Source organism: Stutzerimonas chloritidismutans AW-1 (genome assembly GCF_000495915.1).
Classification (GTDB): Bacteria; Pseudomonadota; Gammaproteobacteria; order Pseudomonadales; family Pseudomonadaceae; genus Stutzerimonas; species Stutzerimonas chloritidismutans.
This window is the reverse complement of record NZ_AOFQ01000050.1, coordinates 74,257-90,430: the sequence shown is the minus strand read 5'-3', so window position 1 is coordinate 90,430 and position 16,174 is coordinate 74,257. Positions and strand designations below refer to the sequence as shown.

Here is a 16,174-nt window from a genome sequence, read left to right as displayed (position 1 = left end):
CTCGTTATTCCTACTCGACGCGACGCCAGCTTTGGCGGCCTAGACTGGCTGGGTCTGGATAGACATTGGTGCATTCCTGGCCCGTGCAGTACTGGTAGGTTCCGTCGGAATCCTGCGAAAGCGTGCCGCCTCCCTCGCCATCCTGACGGATAGCCGAGACATTGATCGTGCCGATGTCCGTGGTTGGCCTGTAGTCGAAAGCATTGTGAGAGGTTCGGCCACCCGTGAAGGGATTGATGGCATAGGTCCAGTTGTTCGCGCCATCACTGCAAGGATCGTCATTCGGAATCAGCGACTGGAAGAAAATGGTGCGGCCCAGCTGCGACATATTCTCCACCACCATTTCCCCCTGGCTCTGGCGCAGGTTCAGATACCAGCCATTCTGTGCCGCTTGGACGTCGCTACCCTGCCAACTGATGTTGTTATCGCTCAGTACTAAGCCTTGGCGCGTGGTGCCGTTGGCCTCGACAGTGGTTTGAGTGGTGATCGTCTGCTCCTGCAAACTGCTGCGGGCGATATTTGGGTCGCTGGCTTCCTCACCCAGCGTTTGCTTGTCCCAGATGCCGTATACCGTTTGGGCGAAACTCTTGTCGCCTTCCTTGTCGCCTATTTCGAAGAACTTACCGGTACCGAATACGACCAGATAGCCGAACCCCGTGGGGTGAAGCACCAGGCTGGGTGCAGAGGTAATAGGCTGACGGCTTTCGGTGCCGGTGTTCGCTACCGCCCTGAATAGGGGGTGGCCACCAAAGGCTGCCTCGAAGTCATCAATGGCGTTTGCGCTATCGTCTGCGGTGGTAAAAGGTGCCGTATCGCTACGACTGTCACGCAGGAGGTCGAAACGCCAGAGATTGCCCTGGAGATCCCCAGCATAGGCATAGTCGGCCACCCCGTCGGCATTGTAGTCAGCCAGCTTGGGGGTCGAAAGGCCATTCGCAACGCTGTCCACACCCTCGACTTCCAAGCTGGTGAGGAGCGTGCCTTGCATTGCATCGACTATGAACAGGGCTGCCTTGCCGTTGGTGCTGTTGGTACTTTCATAACCATTGCCGAACACTACGCCCCAAGTGCCGGTGTGCAGCCGTGCGATCGTGGGTTGCGAGAAGCTGTAACCCATCTTCGCTTCAGCATCGTCCGGAAGGCTGCTGTCGTCGAACTCCCAAAGAAGCTTCTCGCTTCCCGGAGTCGTGATATCCAGCGCGAATATAGATTTACCACCTGCTTTTAACGTACCTACCAGAATGGTGCGCCATTCTGTTCCATTGAATACGTCTGCTACGACCGGGCTGCCATCGACATAAAACTCGTGACTGTAGTTGGTGCCGGTCAGCTTGTTGAGTTTGGCAAACACAGCGCTAGGAACGAAGGCAAATTCTTCAACGCCGGTAAGCGCATTAAAGCCATGCAGCATCCCGTCATTGCCGCCCACATACACGCGAGGTGTCCGGCCGGCAATATTGGTTGCAAAGGTTGAATAAGCGGTATTGCCTTCCAGGCGATTACTGAAATTGACGAGGTAGCGCGGCCCGGATACCACGACTGGACTGGATGAATAGAAGTCACCCAGCACGCCGCTACGTTGACGGAACGTTGAGCCTTCATCGCTGCGGTTGCCACGGAGATACTGCAAGCGCTGCTCCCCTTTGGCGTCCGGTAGATTGCCATTTTCCGGATCGCGGCTGAGCAGGCTGGCCAGCGTGCCGGTGGTGCCCGCGGAGCCGGCATTCGCCCAAGTGAAGTCCATCAGGCCACTATTCGTCTCGCCCGCCATTTTAATGGTACGACTTTGCCAGCTGGGTACGTGGCTCTTGGCGCTCCACATTTCGGAAGTTTCAAAAGCGTTGTCCTGAGCGTTCCAAGCCTTTTCGAAACGTTTTACATCGCCAGACCAATTGTCGTCGCTGGCATATGACGTCTGGTAGGAGACGGTCTTGACCGTGCCGTTATCGTTTTCGTCAGTACTCACTTGGCCGGAATTGATGGCAGGGCGAGCGGCGGTGGACTTGCGATCGGCAATACGGGACAGGATGTCATCGAATGCCTGGACCATCGCCTCAGGACTATCAACGCTGAAGAACTCTCCGCGAGAGTTGATTGCGGCATGCCATAGGTCATAGACGTTGTTATTGTTACCAGAGTCGCTGGCGGGAGGCCAGGTTACATTACCTGCCAGCAGGGCGTTGTAGCCGGCGCCCTTGTGCGTACTACCTTCCCAAAGGATATCCGTTCGATTCATGGCTTCGGTCAGGCCCAGGCCCATCATGAAGTTGGTCATGTGTTGCCAGGTGGCTGGGTCGTTGCGTGGGTCCCAGTAATCGGTGGTAGTGTCACCGCTCTTGAAGGGGGCGTAGGCCGGCAAGTTGTTGTCTAGCTCCGAATTCAAGTCTGTTGCCCAGTAGTGCATAGCGAGGTCGGCCAGGGTGTTGTTCTGGCTGTCGTAATAGGGGGCTCGTTGGGCATAAGCACGTCCATCTGGCAGGGTGAAACTGGCGGCATCGTGCCGGAAACTGCTGGGAGCGCTGACCGATTCGTTCCACAGGCCATCGGTCATCATGATGTGATAGCTGGCGCGGCAAGCATAGGTGTTCTGCGTTGTATTGCCCGTGCCATTGGGGGTCTTCTGCCACGGCGTCGCGGTCTTGAAGAACTCGCCGGCACGCTTCATTGCGGCTGGCAGGTAGGTGCTCTGGTTGAAATTGATATTCTGCAGCCAGGTATACAGTTGGCCTTTGTGCTCGGGGGAGTAGGCCTTGAAGGCGTTGCTCCGGCAGTTACTGTCGCTGCCGTTGAAAGTGGTGCAGCGCCCAAGCCCTTGCCAACTCAGGCGTACCGCAGGAGACACGTCGTAAAAGGCCAGCGCTGCGGCAGAAATGGTTGCCAGGCCACGGTTACGGTAGAAAGAGTACCAGTTGGCGAAGTTCTGCTGTTCGTCGCTGCCGACGAATTGAAGGGAGTAACACTCATCATTATCGAACGTGCAGTTCGCGGCTTTGCTCGAATCATAAATGTAGTAGTACGCTGGGACTCCCTTGCGTGCCCAACTGCCGGTATAGCGGCCGTTATTGCTGTTGTAGGAGCAGTCTCCAGCAACCCAGTTATCAATAGTGGCGGTGCAAGTCCGAGTTGAGTTCCAGCCTCCGGTATCAGCACCGCGAGTGATCTTAACCGTTTGCCCTGTGCTGAGATTGCAGGTTTTGTATGAGCCGTTGCTATTCAGAGACGCCACATAACAGGAAAAGTCTGCATAGGGGTTCTCTGCCAACCGATTGCTGGTGCTGCTATAGCCATAGCTGGTGGGCAGCCCTTCTTCTAGGACGTAGGTCCATGACACCTTGTAATCACCAGAAAGATTCAGGTCGCCGCGAGAGCTGTTATAGCCGTTGACCAGCGCGGAGGTGAAACTGGTGGAAAGCTGGTTTTCGTTGCCAGAAGCATCGAAGACGATCGGTGCCTGGTAAGTTGCCTCGGGATTGTAGTAGATCGGATTGAAAGTGCTCGATTTGGCTCGGCGTGTGTCGGAATAGCCGCTTTTATTATCCGGAGCAAAAGCCCAGCGCATACTGCCCGAGTCGTCGAGCGTCAGCAGCATGTTCGGCGGAACGCCCACGGTCAGGCTCAATGGGCTCTGAGATACGGCGGCAAACACATCGGCAGCGCTGAACAGAATTACGCCGAAGACCGCATACGAGAGCGCCTTGGTATGAGAGTGGAGATGAAGACGGGACATGATGTCGGCTCTCAATTGTTAAGACCAAGGTAAATATTGGCGTGCGTCGACTGCAGATAGATCGCATCACCAGTCTTGCCATTGTTGAGATAGAAATAGGTGCCGCTTCCTTCGCCGCGGCCGCCGTATTCAGCGTTTACAGCGGCATTGCCAGTTTCTGCCGCCAGGATGCTGTTGTAGTACGCATCGGCTTCGGTTTCGGCTGCGGGATCCGTGCCCCGGTAGGGCATCCAGATGCTCGACGAAAGCGAGAGATCGTCAGCTCCGGTCAGCCCGGGCTTGTCCACGAAGGCAAGGAGGCGATCCTCCCGGATCTCCAACAGACAGGGCCTGTTTATTCCGTTGGTCTTCAAGGTGTTCGACGCGGCACAGTTCTCGGCCCTTGCCTCGAGCTTGTCAGCCAGGTTGCCCGGGCCGTAAAAGCGGAACTCCGCTTCGCGCAACGCCGCATCAGCGATGCTCTGGGTCTTGAGGTCTTGAGCACGGTTGGCGGTGACGCGTGATTCGAGGGTTACCCCACGCATGCTGCCGACGGCCAGCACGGTCAATACAAGCAGCATGACGAGGGAAACGAGAAGTACCGCTCCTTCCTGCTTGCTTCGCGTATGGAGAGTCATGGCATGAGATTCCTGATGGTCTGCGTGGCGGCTGCCATCTGATAGATGCGTCTGTTGTCCGCCTCCTCCAGCCGGGTTTTCGTGTCTGCCGATGCGTCGGCCAACCAATCGGCCAAAACCTTGGAGTCGTCTGCGTCGCGCTGTCGAGTACGGCTGGCGAGCAGCAACGCATAGCGAACGCTACGAATTGCACCGCTGGTTGGCGTCCAGTCGGCTTGCGAAATGAAAGTGGTGATTTGCTTTTCCAGCATGCCGGTGCTGCCTACGCCAAAATCCAGCCGTAGATCCGCGATTCCGCGGAGCACCTCTCCATATTGCGGGCTATTTGCATTCAGGCTTTTGCACAGTAGTCGGCCATCCTGCAGTTCACCGCCGCTGCCGGGCTCGTATTTGAATGCCAGAACAGTCAAGTCGCTTTCGTCAGGAGGGAGTGAAGGAAAGGCCACGTCATATACCACTGGACTCGCTGCGCCTTGGCAATCCAGCTCGCCGCTGATCTGCGGTTGGTAGCGTATGCAGAAGCCGGTTCCTACGTTGGGGTCCAGTCCGGTAGCGGCATGCCCTGCATTGAAGGCGAGGCAGTCCCCAGACGCTGTGAGAGCAGGGAAAACCGTTTCCAGTAACGCCGAGGGAGATCGGCGATAGCCGGCCTTGCCCAGGTAGTCGTTGATCACAAGCGCGGCAAACCTGCTGTTCTCTATGTTTACAGCCTGGTTCTGCTGGTAAGCATAGTTGCGCTTGTTGTCGATATAGACCTGAGTAATACCAAGGACGAGGAAGCTGCTGATGGCTAGAGCGATCAGCAACTCCACCATAGAAAGGCCGAATGTATATTTCATAAGTTTCATGGTTCTACCCGAACGGTATAGGCGCAGACTGCGCCGTCGGTATTGCTTGCATCGAGACAGGCGCCCTCCCGGACTTGCCACGCCAGGTGAATTTCGAGCATCGAACCCTTGCCGTCACAGTCCCCTGGGACAGAGCTACGGCAGATGTAGGTATGTTCGGTGAACACATCGGTGCCACCCGGCAGCAGGGCCTCGACCTTATCTGCCCAGCAGTCGCGTAGTTCCTCGGCGGTCTCGGCGATGCGATTCGGGCCCGCCACGCAGGTCTCGCGGTTGGCAAAGTCATCACCAAGGGTCTTGTAAAACAGGGAAGTGTCTTTTAAGCCGCTATTCATAGGGAACTGTGGAGGTGATGCGTTGAAAAGCTCCTTTGGCTGAGCGCGCATGATTTCGATCAGGTCGCCGGACAGGGCGATGGCAGTGTTGCGTTGCACGGAGTCCTGAGTGTATTGGATGCTGCGTCCCTGCAGAGCCACCATCCCGAGCACGCCGATGGTGGTCAACAGCAGTGCCACGAGCACTTCGATCAGGCTGAAGCCCTTGCTGGTTTTCATCGCATTCCTCATGGGGTGCAACTGTTCAAGGCAGTCCCGTTTTCTTGGCCCCGCTGGGAAAGAATAAGGCTGCCACTGGGCTGCACCTCAAGCAGGTAGCCGGTGGCAGGGTCTGATTCGCGGCATATGGTGAACCTGGCTGCTGTAGCGGTGCCGTTTGCCCGGTAGACCAGCTTGTCGTTGCTCAGGGCTGAACTGAGGATCTCCGCGTGGTCGGGGTTATGCTCCAAGATTCGCTCGATGTAGTCGCTTCCCGCTTTGCTGATTTCCCAAGGCGCATCGCTTTTGATCCGTACTTCGTATGGCTGTCGGTTGAGGACGGCTTGCCCCCGCGCGTGCTGCAGGAAGATGACCAGTTCCTCTGCCTTGCTCTGCACTTGGTTGCTGCGGATCAGCGAATTGAAGCTGGGCACGGCAATAGCTGCGAATATGCCGAGCAACGCCAAGGTGATCATCAGCTCGACCAAGGTGAATCCGTGCATGTCGGTTCGGCGTGACATGATGTGCTCCAGGACAATCGTGAGCGGATGATGCAAATGCGCCGTTGTCTTGTCCCCGCGGGAAAGATGGTTGGCGCGTTTACGTGGACGGACGGTCGGTCATCGATTTGCCCGCTCCCTGCAGTGTGAGCTGCGTCAAAGTTTGTGCGGCGCTTCGGTGCGAGGACATCAATCGCATAGGCTGGCTTTGCTTACGTTCTCCGTCGGCGTTCCCTGGCGCAGGCGACCTTGGCGACTGAGAATCAGCTGCCAGGCTATTCGGCTCTTGTGGCATTGGTAAAACCTCCCGTTGCCGGTTGGACTAGTGCCGTTGTCATGAAAACTAATGCTCTGGCCGAAGCCCTGCCAGCGTAGTGCATCAGGCGTGGGAAGCTGGGTGAGCTGCAATATTTGGCCATTCGAGGTGCGCACGAGCCAGCCGTCGGCCCAGCTCGCCGAGCAGGTCTGGCCGTCGTCGCTACCACAGATCTCGATGGTGCGACGCTGCATGACCGCTCGGGCACGGGCATTGTGCAGGACGTTTTGCACTTGGTGCATGAGCGCCTCCTGACGATTCCGCTCGATCAATTCGGAAAATGCCGGCACGGCTATCGAAAGGACAATGGCCACTATCGCTAGCGTGCTAATCAGTTCGATCAGGGTGAAGCCTTGATTTCGGTTCGCCATAGTGCGGGTCCTTTGCACGTATGATGCTCAGCCGTCCTGGCTGCTGTTTGTCATGCAGATGCTTGCGTAACAGTCACAGACGCACTTTAAAAGCAGGCTGCCAGCCAGTCCAAGACAGGAAGGGCAGAAATGTGAACCAGACGGTTGGAGAGACATGTGAATCAAGAAGTGATCGTTGTCGGTGGCGGGGTGATTGGTCTTCTTTGCGCCTATCGTCTGGCCCAGGCCGGCAAATCGGTGTCGTTGCTGGAGTCCGGTGCTGTCGGCAGCGAAGCCTCCTGGGCTGGCGGCGGGATCGTGTCGCCGTTGTATCCGTGGCGCTACAGCCCTGCGGTCACGGCGCTGGCGCACTGGTCGCAGGATTTCTATCCGCAGTTGAGCGAGCGGTTGCTGGCCGAGACGGGGGTGGACCCGGAGCTGCATGTGACCGGCCTCTACTGGCTCGATCTGCATGACGAGGCCGAGGCACTGAGCTGGGCCGAGCGGTACGGGCGGCCATTGGCGTCGGTGCCGATGGAAGCCGTGCACCACGCCGTGCCGTCGCTGGGCGAAGGTTATGAGCGGGCTGTTTACATGTCGGGTGTCGCCAACGTGCGCAATCCGCGGTTGCTCCGTGCATTGCGCGAGGCGCTGCGCCTGCTGCCGAACGTGAATGTGATCGAGCAGTGCCCGGTCCAGGGCTTCCTGCGCGACGGCGCGCGCATAGTGGGCGTGCAGACGGCGCAGGGCGAGATGCTGGCGGACCAGGTGGTGCTGGCTGCGGGGGCCTGGAGCGGCAAGCTGCTGGCGACGTTGGGCCTGGATATGCCGGTCAAGCCGATGAAGGGACAGATGATCCTGTTCAAGTGCGCCGAGGCTTTCCTGCCCAGCATGGTGCTGGCCAAGCGGCGCTATGCGATTCCGCGGCGTGACGGCCATATCCTGATCGGCAGCACGCTGGAAGATGTCGGCTTCGACAAGACGCCGACAGAGGATGCCCTGGAGAGCCTTCGGGCGACCGCTATCGAGCTGCTGCCGGCGCTGGCCGGCGCGCAGGTGGTCAGGCACTGGGCGGGCCTGCGTCCCGGTTCGCCGGACGGCGTGCCTTATATCGGGCCGGTGAGCGGCTTCGAAGGACTCTGGCTCAATTGCGGGCATTTCCGCAACGGGTTGGTCCTGGCCCCTGCGTCCTGCCAGCTGTTGACCGACCTGATGCTGGGGCGTGAGCCGGTTGTCGATCCTGCGCCCTATGCACCAGCCGGGCGGATCGTGTAGGGCGACTTACAACCCGCCTGGCTGATCCCAAGGTAATCGCTGCGTCGGTGCTCTATTGGTGGGCTGAAGCCCACCCTATGTATGGACTCGCCCCCACCTGTCAACCTTCTGCTCTTTGAACACCGCTACCCGGTTGCATCTATGTATCAGGCCTGTTCGAGGAAGCCTCGTCGGGCTTCTGGCCAACATCAGTTCAGCTCGCGGTATGCCCATTACGTGGAGGCTTCAAGAGCCGGTAGGGTGGCAGGCATCGTTCCGCGACGGTCTGACCTGGGGTCAATGTTCTTCAGCAGGGGTTGGAGCGCTTGGCGCCCCGGTGGCGGTCACTCGTTTGCTCAGTGGCTCATCGCAGCCTCCTGATCCAGGTTCGGCTGGCGACGATAGGTCTGTTCGCTCTGCAGCAGCACCCACAGGATGCGCAGGTTGCGGTTGGCCAGGCGCACCGCGGCGCCCTTGCGACCGAGGCGCTGTAGCCAGCGCTGCAGGCGGCGGTCGTCTGGCTGCTCCGTATCAGGCTGCAACTGCCGCAAGACCGCATGCGCGCCCTGGATCATCAGGCTGCGCAGATAAGCATCGCCACGCTTGCTCATCCTGCCCAACTGCACCTTCTGTCCGCTGCTGTGCTGGTCGGGCACGACGCCGAAGTAGGCGGCGAACTGCCTGGCATTGGCGAATCGCTCGGGCTCGGTCTGCTTGGCCAGTAGCGCCGTGGCGATGATCGGGCCGACCCCGCGTACGGTCATCAGCCGTTTCGCCGTCTCGTCAGTGCGCGCATGGGTTTCCAGGCGTCCAGTCAGCACGTCGATGCGCGCCCCCAGCTGGAGCCATTCGCCCAGCAGTTCGTCGAGCAGTTCGCGCAGCATGTCGGGCAGCGGCTGGGTGGCGTCTTCCAGGACGCGCGGCACGCCCCGCGCGATGGCCGCCTCGCCTTGGGCCAAGGCTATGCCATGCTCGAGCAGCAGCCCGCGCATCTGGTTGCCCATGGCCGTGCGACGGCGCACATAGCCCTGCCGGGCCCGATGCAGGGCCTGCATCGCCAGTGCCGCCGCACTCTTGACCGGCACCGCGGCGATGCTGCTGTCTCGCCCGGCACGCAGGATGGCCAGCGTATCGTTACGATCGTTCTTCGCCCCGCTGCGATGCTCGGCCACGCGCTGCGCCGGCAGGATGCGCACCCGCACGCCTTGCGCCTGCAACAGCCGGGCCCAGGCTTGTGCGCCCGGACCGGTTTCCATCAGCACCATCACACCAGCCGGCAGTGCGCCCAGGAACGCCTGGAACGCCTCGCGCGATTTGATCCGCTGCTCAAAGACCACTTGGCCTTGAGCATCCTCGCCCGCCAATTGAAACACCCGCTTGGCCAGATCGACTGCGACCGTCGTGCAGGCCGACACGTCGTTCAGTGGTTGGGACTGCTTCTTCGCTGTACGCTTGTTCATGGGCTCGCCCTCGCTGTCGTTGGCTTTTAGATGCCACCGTGGCGCTTTGACGCCTCGGCGAGGGCGAGTCCATCTGATTACAGAACTGCCTCCGTGCAACATGAAACGGGGACATTGTCTTCTCGAATAGCTGATGGTTGAGCCTCGGCAAACCGAAACGCCGGGAGGTGGAGGAAAGTTTTGTCGAGCGGTGGCGGATTCGTTCGCCTCTGTCTGTTAAATTGCGCCCTCTTCCGCCGCCTGCTGGCGCGGCTTCCATCCGTTTGATCGAGAGGTGTCTGGTGGCGAAGAAAACCACCTCACTCGCCAGCCTGGGCGGGCTGGTCTATTCCACCGAATCGGGACGTCATTGCCCCGATTGCGGCAAGCCGGACGATGCGTGTACCTGCAGGCAGACGGCCATTCCCGAAGGCGACGGCATCGCCCGGGTACGCCGTGAAAGCAAGGGGCGGGGCGGCAAGACCGTGACCACCATCAGCGGCGTTGCACTGCCGGAAAGCGAACTCAAGGAGCTGGCCAGCGCGCTGAAGCGCCGCTGTGGTACCGGCGGGGCACTGAAGGACGGTGTCATCGAGATTCAGGGCGATCATGTCACGCTGCTGATCGACGAGTTGAGCAAGCGTGGTTTCAAGGCAAAGAAGTCCGGTGGCTGAGAACCCTTGCCGCGCCGGCTGCCAGTTTCGCCATTTCCGCATATCGGCTGTCGAAGCCGCATAGCCTTCGCCGGGCTGCTTCAGCCCGCTGCGAACCAGTCAATTTTTCCGGGAGGCCTCGATGCCTGTAAGACGCACACGTAAAGACGACGGTAGCCAGTGGACAGCTGCCGATAGCCGCAGCATCTACGGCATTCGCCACTGGGGCGCGGGGTATTTCGCGATCAATGACCAGGGCAGCGTCGAAGTCAGGCCGCAAGGCCCGAGCGGCGAGCCGATCGAGTTCAGCGGGCTGATCGAGCAACTGCGCGAAGCGGGACTTTCGTTGCCGTTGCTGGTGCGCTTCCCTGGCATCCTGCAGGACCGTGTGCGGCGTCTGACCGGTGCGTTCGATGCGAATATCGAGCGCATGGAGTACGCCGGCAAGTACACCGCGCTGTATCCGATCAAGGTGAATCAGCAGGAAGCGGTGGTGGAGAACATCATCGCCACGCAGAACGTTTCCATCGGCCTTGAGGCCGGCTCCAAGCCGGAGCTGATGGCCGTGCTGGCGCTGGCGCCGAAGGGCGGCACCATCGTCTGCAATGGCTACAAGGACCGCGAGTTCATCCGTCTGGCACTGATGGGCCAGAAGCTCGGCCATAACGTGTTCATCGTCATCGAGAAGGAGTCCGAGGTCGGGCTGGTGATCGAGGAAGCCAACGAGCTCAAGCTGACCCCGCAGGTCGGCCTGCGCGTGCGATTGTCGTCCCTGGCGTCGTCGAAGTGGGCCGATACCGGTGGCGAGCGCTCCAAGTTCGGCCTGTCCGCGGCGCAGCTGCTTTCGGTGATCGAGCGTTTCCGCGCGGTGGGCATGGATCAGGGCATTCGCCTGCTGCACTTCCACATGGGCTCGCAGATCGCCAATCTGGCTGACTACCGCCAGGGCTTTCGCGAGGCGATCCGCTATTACGCCGAGCTGCGTGCGCTGGGGCTGCCGGTGGACTACATCGACGTCGGCGGTGGCCTGGGGGTCGACTACGACGGCACGCATTCGCGCAATGCCAGCTCGATCAATTACGACATGGACGAATACGCCGGTACCGTGGTCGGCATGCTCAAGGAGTTCTGCGACCGTCAGGAACTGCCGCATCCGCACATCTTTTCCGAGAGCGGCCGGGCGATGACCGCGCACCATGCCGTGCTGGTCATGCAGGTCACCGATATCGAGCGGCACAACGACGAGGTGCCGCAGATCGACAACTACGACGAACTGCCGGAGATCGTCCAGTCGCTGGTCGACCTGCTCGGGCCGACCGACCCGGAGATGGTCACCGAAACCTACTGGCGCGCTACCCACTACATGAGCGAGTCCGGCGCGCAGTACGCGTCGGGCAAGCTGAGCCTGGCGCAGAAGGCGCTGGCAGAGCAGAGCTACTTCGCCATCTGCCGACGCCTGTACAACCAGCTCAAGGCCCGCCAGCGCTCGCATCGTGCGGTGCTCGACGAACTCAACGACAAGCTGGCGGACAAGTACATCTGCAACTTCTCGGTATTCCAGAGCCTGCCGGATACCTGGGCCATCGACCAGATCCTGCCGATCGTCCCGCTGCAGCGACTGAGCGAGGAGCCGGTGCGTCGTGCCGTGCTGCAGGACCTGACCTGTGACTCGGATGGCAAGATCAAGCACTACGTCGACGAGCAGAGCATCGAGAGCAGCATGCCGGTGCATGAGGTCGCGCCGGGTGAGGAGTACTTCCTCGGCGTGTTCCTGGTGGGCGCCTATCAGGAAATCCTCGGCGACATGCACAACCTGTTCGGCGATACCGATTCGGTGAACGTCTATCAGCGCGAGGATGGCAGCTATTACCACGCCGGCATCGAGACCCATGACACCATCGAGGACATGCTGCGCTACGTGCATCTGTCACCCGAGGAGCTGATGACCTACTACCGGGACAAGGTTGCCGGCGCCAGGCTGACCGCCAAGGAGCGCACCCAGTACATCGATGCGTTACGCCTGGGGCTGACGCGATCGTCCTATCTGACGCCTTGAGGGGATGAGCGATGTGCCGGGCTGTGCGCGGTCAGCCCGGCATGACACCGAAGCCACGCGCCATGAGCACCGCCAGCATGGGGATCAGCAGGAGCAGCAACAGTTCCAGGCGAATGCTCAGCCTGACCCATCTGGCGCAGCTGCCCGACACCTCCGGCGCCTGGCCTGCCGCCAGGGCTGGGCGCCAGCGAAGGAAGGTCAGGGTCGGGTAGATGGACAGGACCGCGACCACCACGAACAGGCCGACCTTGGCGTGGAACAGACTGTTCTTCAGGTAATAGTCCAGGCCCTTGCCATAGAAGATCGCCCGTGCGCTACCGCTCGCCAGTACCGCCGCCGCGGTGATGCCGAAGGCGATATCGATGCGAAAAAGACTGCGTGCCCGCTCCAGCGTCAGTGGCTGGCGAAACAGCTGATGCTCCAGCAGAAGCAGTGCGAAGAGCACGAATATCGCCAGAAAGTGCAGGTAGGCGGCGACGGCATAGGCCATGTGTTCAGGTTCCTTCGACAGGGTGTCCGACGGTCGGCCCGGTCATGGTAAACCAGGCGCCGCGGCGTTGCAGGCGCCAGGCGACAGTACCCAGGCAGAGGCCGCGCATCAGCATGAAACTCAGGAAGGCCAACCACAGTCCATGGTTGCCCAGCCCCTGCAGCAACCAGCCCAGTGGCAAGCTCAGCACCACCGCCAAGAGCATGCTGTCGCGCATTTCGCGCGCGCGGGTGGCGCCGATGAACAGGCCATCGAGCAGGTAGCTCCAGACCGTCACCAGCGGCAGCACCGCCAGATAGGGCAGGTAGGTCAGCGCGGTCTGGCGAACATCGGGGATGTCGGTCTGTAACTGGATGAACAACTGGCCGGCACAGAGAAAGAACAGGCCGAAGATTAAGCTGGCCATCAGCGACCAGCCGCCAGCGACGACCATCACCCGCTGCAGCGCCTTGCGATCGCGGGCACCGATGGCGTGCCCGCTCAGCGCTTCCACGGCGTGAGCCAGTCCATCGAGCGCATGGGCGGTCAGCAGCAGGCCGTTGAGCAACAGCGCATTGGCTGCAACCGTCGCGTCACCCAGTCGTGTGCCCTGTACCGTGACCAGGAAGAACACCAGCTGCAGCGCCAGCGAGCGCAGGAAGATGTCGCGATTGACCGCCAGCAACGGCCGCCAGCTTGCCCACTGATGCAACGCGCCGGCGTCGAGTCGGCCCGGATAGCGGGCCAGCGCATTGCGGGTGAGCGCCAGGCCGAGCAGCGCGCCGCTCCATTCGGCGATCACCGAGGCGCGTGCGGCGCCGGTCACGCCCCAGTCGAGGCCGAGCACGAACCACAGGTCCAGCGCCACGTTGATCAGATTGGTGGTCAGCAGGATGGCCAGTGGCGCGCGCGCATTCTGCGTGCCGAGGAACCAGCCGATCAGCGCATAGCTGGCCAGCGCCGCGGGCAGGCCGAACAGCCGCGTGTGGAAATAATCACGGGTGAGTTCGTCCAGTTCGGCCGAGGGCTGCATGAGCTGCAGGGCCGCGCCTTTCAGCGGCACGCCGAGCACCCCGAGCAACAGCGCGAAACCCAGGGCCAGCAGCAGCCCCTGCAGGAGGATCTGGCGCAGGGCGCCGCCGTCGTTGCGACCAGCGGCCTGGGCGGCGAAGCCCGTCGTGCCCATGCGCAGAAAGCCCATCACCCACACCAGCAGCGTATACAGGCTACCGCCGACCGCCACTGCGCCCAGCTGATGCGCGTGCGGCAGATGGCCGATCACGCTGCTGTCCACCAGTGCGACCAGCGGAACGGATAGGTTCGACAGGATCATCGGCGCCGCCAGCGCCCACACCTTGCTGTGGGTTGGGGCGTGGCGCCAGGCGGCAAGCATGCTGGACATTACGGGCCTCCGGGACGGCCCGGCACTATACGTGGCATGCAATGAAAGAGGGAAAATCCGAGCTTTAGGCTGCGCGTCAGTGAATCAACCAGCTCAGCAGCCACAGCCCGAGGAACAGCCAGATCAGCCCGCCGATGATCGAGCCGCGAAAGAACGCGCGGACCGCCGCAACCAGCAACAGCAGGCCGATAGCCAGTGCTACCAGGCTGATCAGCGAGCGGTCCATGCCCAGCGTACGCGACAACCCCTCGAGGAAATTGTGTCCGGCCCTGGCAAACAGGCCGAAGAAGTCGCCCAGCGCCTCGACGATGAAACGTATGACCGCGCCCAGCGCCTGTCCCAGCCATTCGAAGAATCCTTCTACCCGCATGTATCACTCTCCTGAACGTTCGATTGCGGTGCCCAAGCACGGCTCTGGGCATTGGGCTCTCGAGTGCGCCCGAGAGTTCCGAACGGTCGCCGCTGCGCTGGAACCACCAGCGCAGGAGGCGGTCGGAATGTCGCTGTGAGTCCTTTGCGCATCATGCGTTCCCGACCTTCATGCAACTGCAACAAGCGCCAGGCAGCCTGCCTACCATTCCCTGAGCGAGAAGACCAACGATGCTGGCCATTGCCAGAGCGCGCCTGGAACGAATCACGACACTGCGCCCGGCCTGGGCCTATGGCTGCGTCTTTTTCGGCCTGCTCTACGTTGTCACCGCCACTCATCTGGATGAGCGGCTGTTCTATACGCTGAAAACCACCTGGCATGAAAGCAGCTGGGAAAGGCACAGCCTCTGGCTACCCGAATACCGGGTGAAGATCGACGCGCTGCCGGTGGCCACGGTGGAAGACAATCTTTCCGGGCTGACCTACGACGAACGCCGCGATCATCTCTGGGGCGTCGTCAATAACCCCGAAGAGCTGCTGGCGCTGGACAAGGACGGCGGCTTCCTCGCGCGCTACCCGCTGCGCGGGTTCCAGGACGTCGAGGGCGTGACCTATCTGGGTGATGACCTGCTGGTGTTGACCGAGGAGCGCAAGCAATCGCTGGTGATCGTGCAGGTTCCCAGGATTGCCGGGCCGCTGCAGCGTACCGACGCCCGCTCCATCACCCTGGCTCTGAACGACGAGGACAATACCGGTTTCGAGGGCGTCGGGTACGACCGCGCCGGTGACCGGCTGTTCGTGGTCAAGGAGCATTCACCGCGCAAGCTATACGAGATCCAGGGCATCAAGCGCAGTCTGGCAGGTGACATGGACATCAAGATCATCGACCGTGAGGCCTGGATCGAGAAGCTGGACATGGCCAGTGATCTGTCCTCGGTGCACTTCGACGAGCGTACCGGCCATCTGGTGCTGCTCAGCGACGAGGCGAAGATGATGCTGGAGCTCGATGCCGAGGGCGAGCTGGTCAGCTTCCGCTCGCTCTGGAGCGGGTTTGCCGGACTGGAGCGCAGCGTGCCGCAGGCCGAAGGGATGACCTTCGATGCACAGGGCAATCTATACCTGGTCAGCGAGCCCAACCTGTTCTACGCCTTCGAGCACGAGTGACGCCCGCCGCGCACCTACTAGCCGCGCTGGATCAGCCAGACGCCGGCGAAGATCAGCAGCAGACCGGAGACTTTACCGAAGCTGATGCTGGACTGGCGAAAGCCGGCCCAGCCGAAGTGATCCAGCAGCAAGGCGACGAACAGCTGGCCGGCCAGCAATAGCGCCATGAACAGCAACGCTCCCGTGCGCGGTGCGGCGAAGGCGGCCGTGGCGATGAAAAAGGCCCCCAGCAGCCCACCACACCAGTGCCACCAGTGCAGGCCCTTCAGCGTCTGCAACGCCGGGATATCGCGCTGGACTGCCACGATGACGAACAGCGCCAGTGTTCCCACGGTAAACGAAAGCAGTGCCGCGCCCATCACGTTGCCGAGGTGACGCGCGACCTGGCCGTTGATTCCGGCCTGCAGGGGCAGCATCGCGCCGGCAATGAACGGAAGGGTGAGTAACCACCAGGCAACGGCAGGCATTTCGGATCTC

15 protein-coding genes are annotated in these 16,174 nt (G+C 61.1%); 4 read left to right on the top strand and 11 right to left on the bottom strand.

Annotated elements, in window-relative coordinates; genetic code table 11:
• Nucleotides 1-10 precede the first annotated feature (10 nt).
• The 6 genes from F753_RS0125105 to F753_RS40395 form a co-directional block, all read right to left on the bottom strand.
• Nucleotides 11-3,727 (bottom strand): pilus assembly protein, encoded by a 3,717-nt coding sequence (locus F753_RS0125105; protein WP_023445963.1) that lies wholly within the window; start codon nt 3,725-3,727, stop codon nt 11-13.
• Between the two features lie 11 nt (nt 3,728-3,738).
• Nucleotides 3,739-4,344, bottom strand: a complete 606-nt coding sequence (locus F753_RS40415; RefSeq protein ID WP_031297995.1) for a PilX N-terminal domain-containing pilus assembly protein — start codon at nt 4,342-4,344, stop codon at nt 3,739-3,741.
• Nucleotides 4,341-5,192, bottom strand: a complete 852-nt coding sequence (locus tag F753_RS40410) for a PilW family protein (protein ID WP_031297993.1) — start codon at nt 5,190-5,192, stop codon at nt 4,341-4,343. The genes F753_RS40415 and F753_RS40410 overlap by 4 nt, the downstream gene beginning before the upstream one ends.
• Complete coding sequence (gene pilV, locus F753_RS40405; RefSeq protein WP_023445960.1) at nt 5,189-5,746, bottom strand: type IV pilus modification protein PilV; 558 nt, start codon at nt 5,744-5,746, stop codon at nt 5,189-5,191. Before pilV ends, F753_RS40410 begins: the two co-directional genes overlap by 4 nt.
• An 8-nt stretch (nt 5,747-5,754) precedes the next feature.
• Nucleotides 5,755-6,246: a GspH/FimT family pseudopilin gene (locus tag F753_RS40400; protein WP_023445959.1), complete on the bottom strand. Its 492-nt coding sequence runs from the start codon at nt 6,244-6,246 to the stop codon at nt 5,755-5,757.
• Nucleotides 6,247-6,414: 168 nt separating this feature from the next.
• Nucleotides 6,415-6,912 (bottom strand): GspH/FimT family pseudopilin, encoded by a 498-nt coding sequence (locus F753_RS40395; RefSeq protein ID WP_023445958.1) that lies wholly within the window; start codon nt 6,910-6,912, stop codon nt 6,415-6,417.
• Between the two features lie 156 nt (nt 6,913-7,068).
• On the opposite strand from F753_RS40395, the gene thiO reads away from it, so the two are divergent.
• A complete protein-coding gene (gene thiO, locus F753_RS40390) occupies nt 7,069-8,166 on the top strand; it encodes a glycine oxidase ThiO (protein ID WP_023445957.1) in 1,098 nt (365 codons plus the stop codon).
• A 335-nt stretch (nt 8,167-8,501) separates the two neighbouring features.
• Here the strand turns inward: thiO and F753_RS40385 are convergent, their stop codons facing one another.
• On the bottom strand, nt 8,502-9,560 hold the full coding sequence (locus F753_RS40385) for an IS110 family RNA-guided transposase (RefSeq protein WP_156924047.1): 1,059 nt from the start codon (nt 9,558-9,560) through the stop codon (nt 8,502-8,504).
• A gap of 326 nt (nt 9,561-9,886) precedes the next feature.
• Here F753_RS40385 and F753_RS40380 point away from each other — a divergent pair, with 326 nt between their 5' ends.
• Together F753_RS40380 and speA are read left to right on the top strand one after the other, a co-directional pair.
• On the top strand, nt 9,887-10,258 hold the full coding sequence (locus F753_RS40380; protein ID WP_023445955.1) for a translation initiation factor Sui1: 372 nt from the start codon (nt 9,887-9,889) through the stop codon (nt 10,256-10,258).
• Between the two features lie 121 nt (nt 10,259-10,379).
• Nucleotides 10,380-12,293: an arginine decarboxylase gene (gene speA, locus F753_RS40375; RefSeq protein ID WP_023445954.1), complete on the top strand. Its 1,914-nt coding sequence runs from the start codon at nt 10,380-10,382 to the stop codon at nt 12,291-12,293.
• A gap of 31 nt (nt 12,294-12,324) precedes the next feature.
• On the opposite strand, the gene F753_RS40370 is transcribed toward speA, so the two are convergent.
• From F753_RS40370 to F753_RS40360, 3 genes are all read right to left on the bottom strand, one after another.
• Nucleotides 12,325-12,783: a DUF2214 family protein gene (locus F753_RS40370; RefSeq protein ID WP_023445953.1), complete on the bottom strand. Its 459-nt coding sequence runs from the start codon at nt 12,781-12,783 to the stop codon at nt 12,325-12,327.
• Nucleotides 12,784-12,787: 4 nt separating this feature from the next.
• Nucleotides 12,788-14,164, bottom strand: coding sequence for an MATE family efflux transporter (locus F753_RS40365; RefSeq protein ID WP_023445952.1), 1,377 nt, complete (start codon nt 14,162-14,164; stop codon nt 12,788-12,790).
• A 76-nt stretch (nt 14,165-14,240) separates the two neighbouring features.
• The gene (locus tag F753_RS40360) at nt 14,241-14,534 is read right to left on the bottom strand and encodes a hypothetical protein (protein WP_003302182.1); all 294 of its coding nucleotides are present in this window, start codon (nt 14,532-14,534) and stop codon (nt 14,241-14,243) included.
• Nucleotides 14,535-14,764: 230 nt separating this feature from the next.
• Here F753_RS40360 and F753_RS40355 point away from each other — a divergent pair, with 230 nt between their 5' ends.
• Nucleotides 14,765-15,697: an SdiA-regulated domain-containing protein gene (locus tag F753_RS40355; protein ID WP_023445951.1), complete on the top strand. Its 933-nt coding sequence runs from the start codon at nt 14,765-14,767 to the stop codon at nt 15,695-15,697.
• A 17-nt stretch (nt 15,698-15,714) separates the two neighbouring features.
• Here the strand turns inward: F753_RS40355 and F753_RS40350 are convergent, their stop codons facing one another.
• Nucleotides 15,715-16,164, bottom strand: coding sequence for a DMT family transporter (locus F753_RS40350; protein WP_003302186.1), 450 nt, complete (start codon nt 16,162-16,164; stop codon nt 15,715-15,717).
• Nucleotides 16,165-16,174 lie beyond the last annotated feature (10 nt).

Bases quoted from the DNA above. Each gene is read 5' to 3' on its own strand.
- F753_RS0125105 (WP_023445963.1), bottom strand. From the start codon at position 3,727: ATGTCCCGTCTTCATCTCCACTCTCATACCAAGGCGCTCTCGTATGCG.
- F753_RS40415 (WP_031297995.1), bottom strand. From the start codon at position 4,344: ATGACTCTCCATACGCGAAGCAAGCAGGAAGGAGCGGTACTTCTCGTT.
- F753_RS40410 (WP_031297993.1), bottom strand. From the start codon at position 5,192: ATGAAACTTATGAAATATACATTCGGCCTTTCTATGGTGGAGTTGCTG.
- pilV (WP_023445960.1), bottom strand. From the start codon at position 5,746: ATGAAAACCAGCAAGGGCTTCAGCCTGATCGAAGTGCTCGTGGCACTG.
- F753_RS40400 (WP_023445959.1), bottom strand. From the start codon at position 6,246: ATGTCACGCCGAACCGACATGCACGGATTCACCTTGGTCGAGCTGATG.
- F753_RS40395 (WP_023445958.1), bottom strand. From the start codon at position 6,912: ATGGCGAACCGAAATCAAGGCTTCACCCTGATCGAACTGATTAGCACG.
- speA (WP_023445954.1), top strand. From the start codon at position 10,380: ATGCCTGTAAGACGCACACGTAAAGACGACGGTAGCCAGTGGACAGCT.
- F753_RS40370 (WP_023445953.1), bottom strand. From the start codon at position 12,783: ATGGCCTATGCCGTCGCCGCCTACCTGCACTTTCTGGCGATATTCGTG.
- F753_RS40365 (WP_023445952.1), bottom strand. From the start codon at position 14,164: ATGTCCAGCATGCTTGCCGCCTGGCGCCACGCCCCAACCCACAGCAAG.
- F753_RS40360 (WP_003302182.1), bottom strand. From the start codon at position 14,534: ATGCGGGTAGAAGGATTCTTCGAATGGCTGGGACAGGCGCTGGGCGCG.
- F753_RS40355 (WP_023445951.1), top strand. From the start codon at position 14,765: ATGCTGGCCATTGCCAGAGCGCGCCTGGAACGAATCACGACACTGCGC.
- F753_RS40350 (WP_003302186.1), bottom strand. From the start codon at position 16,164: ATGCCTGCCGTTGCCTGGTGGTTACTCACCCTTCCGTTCATTGCCGGC.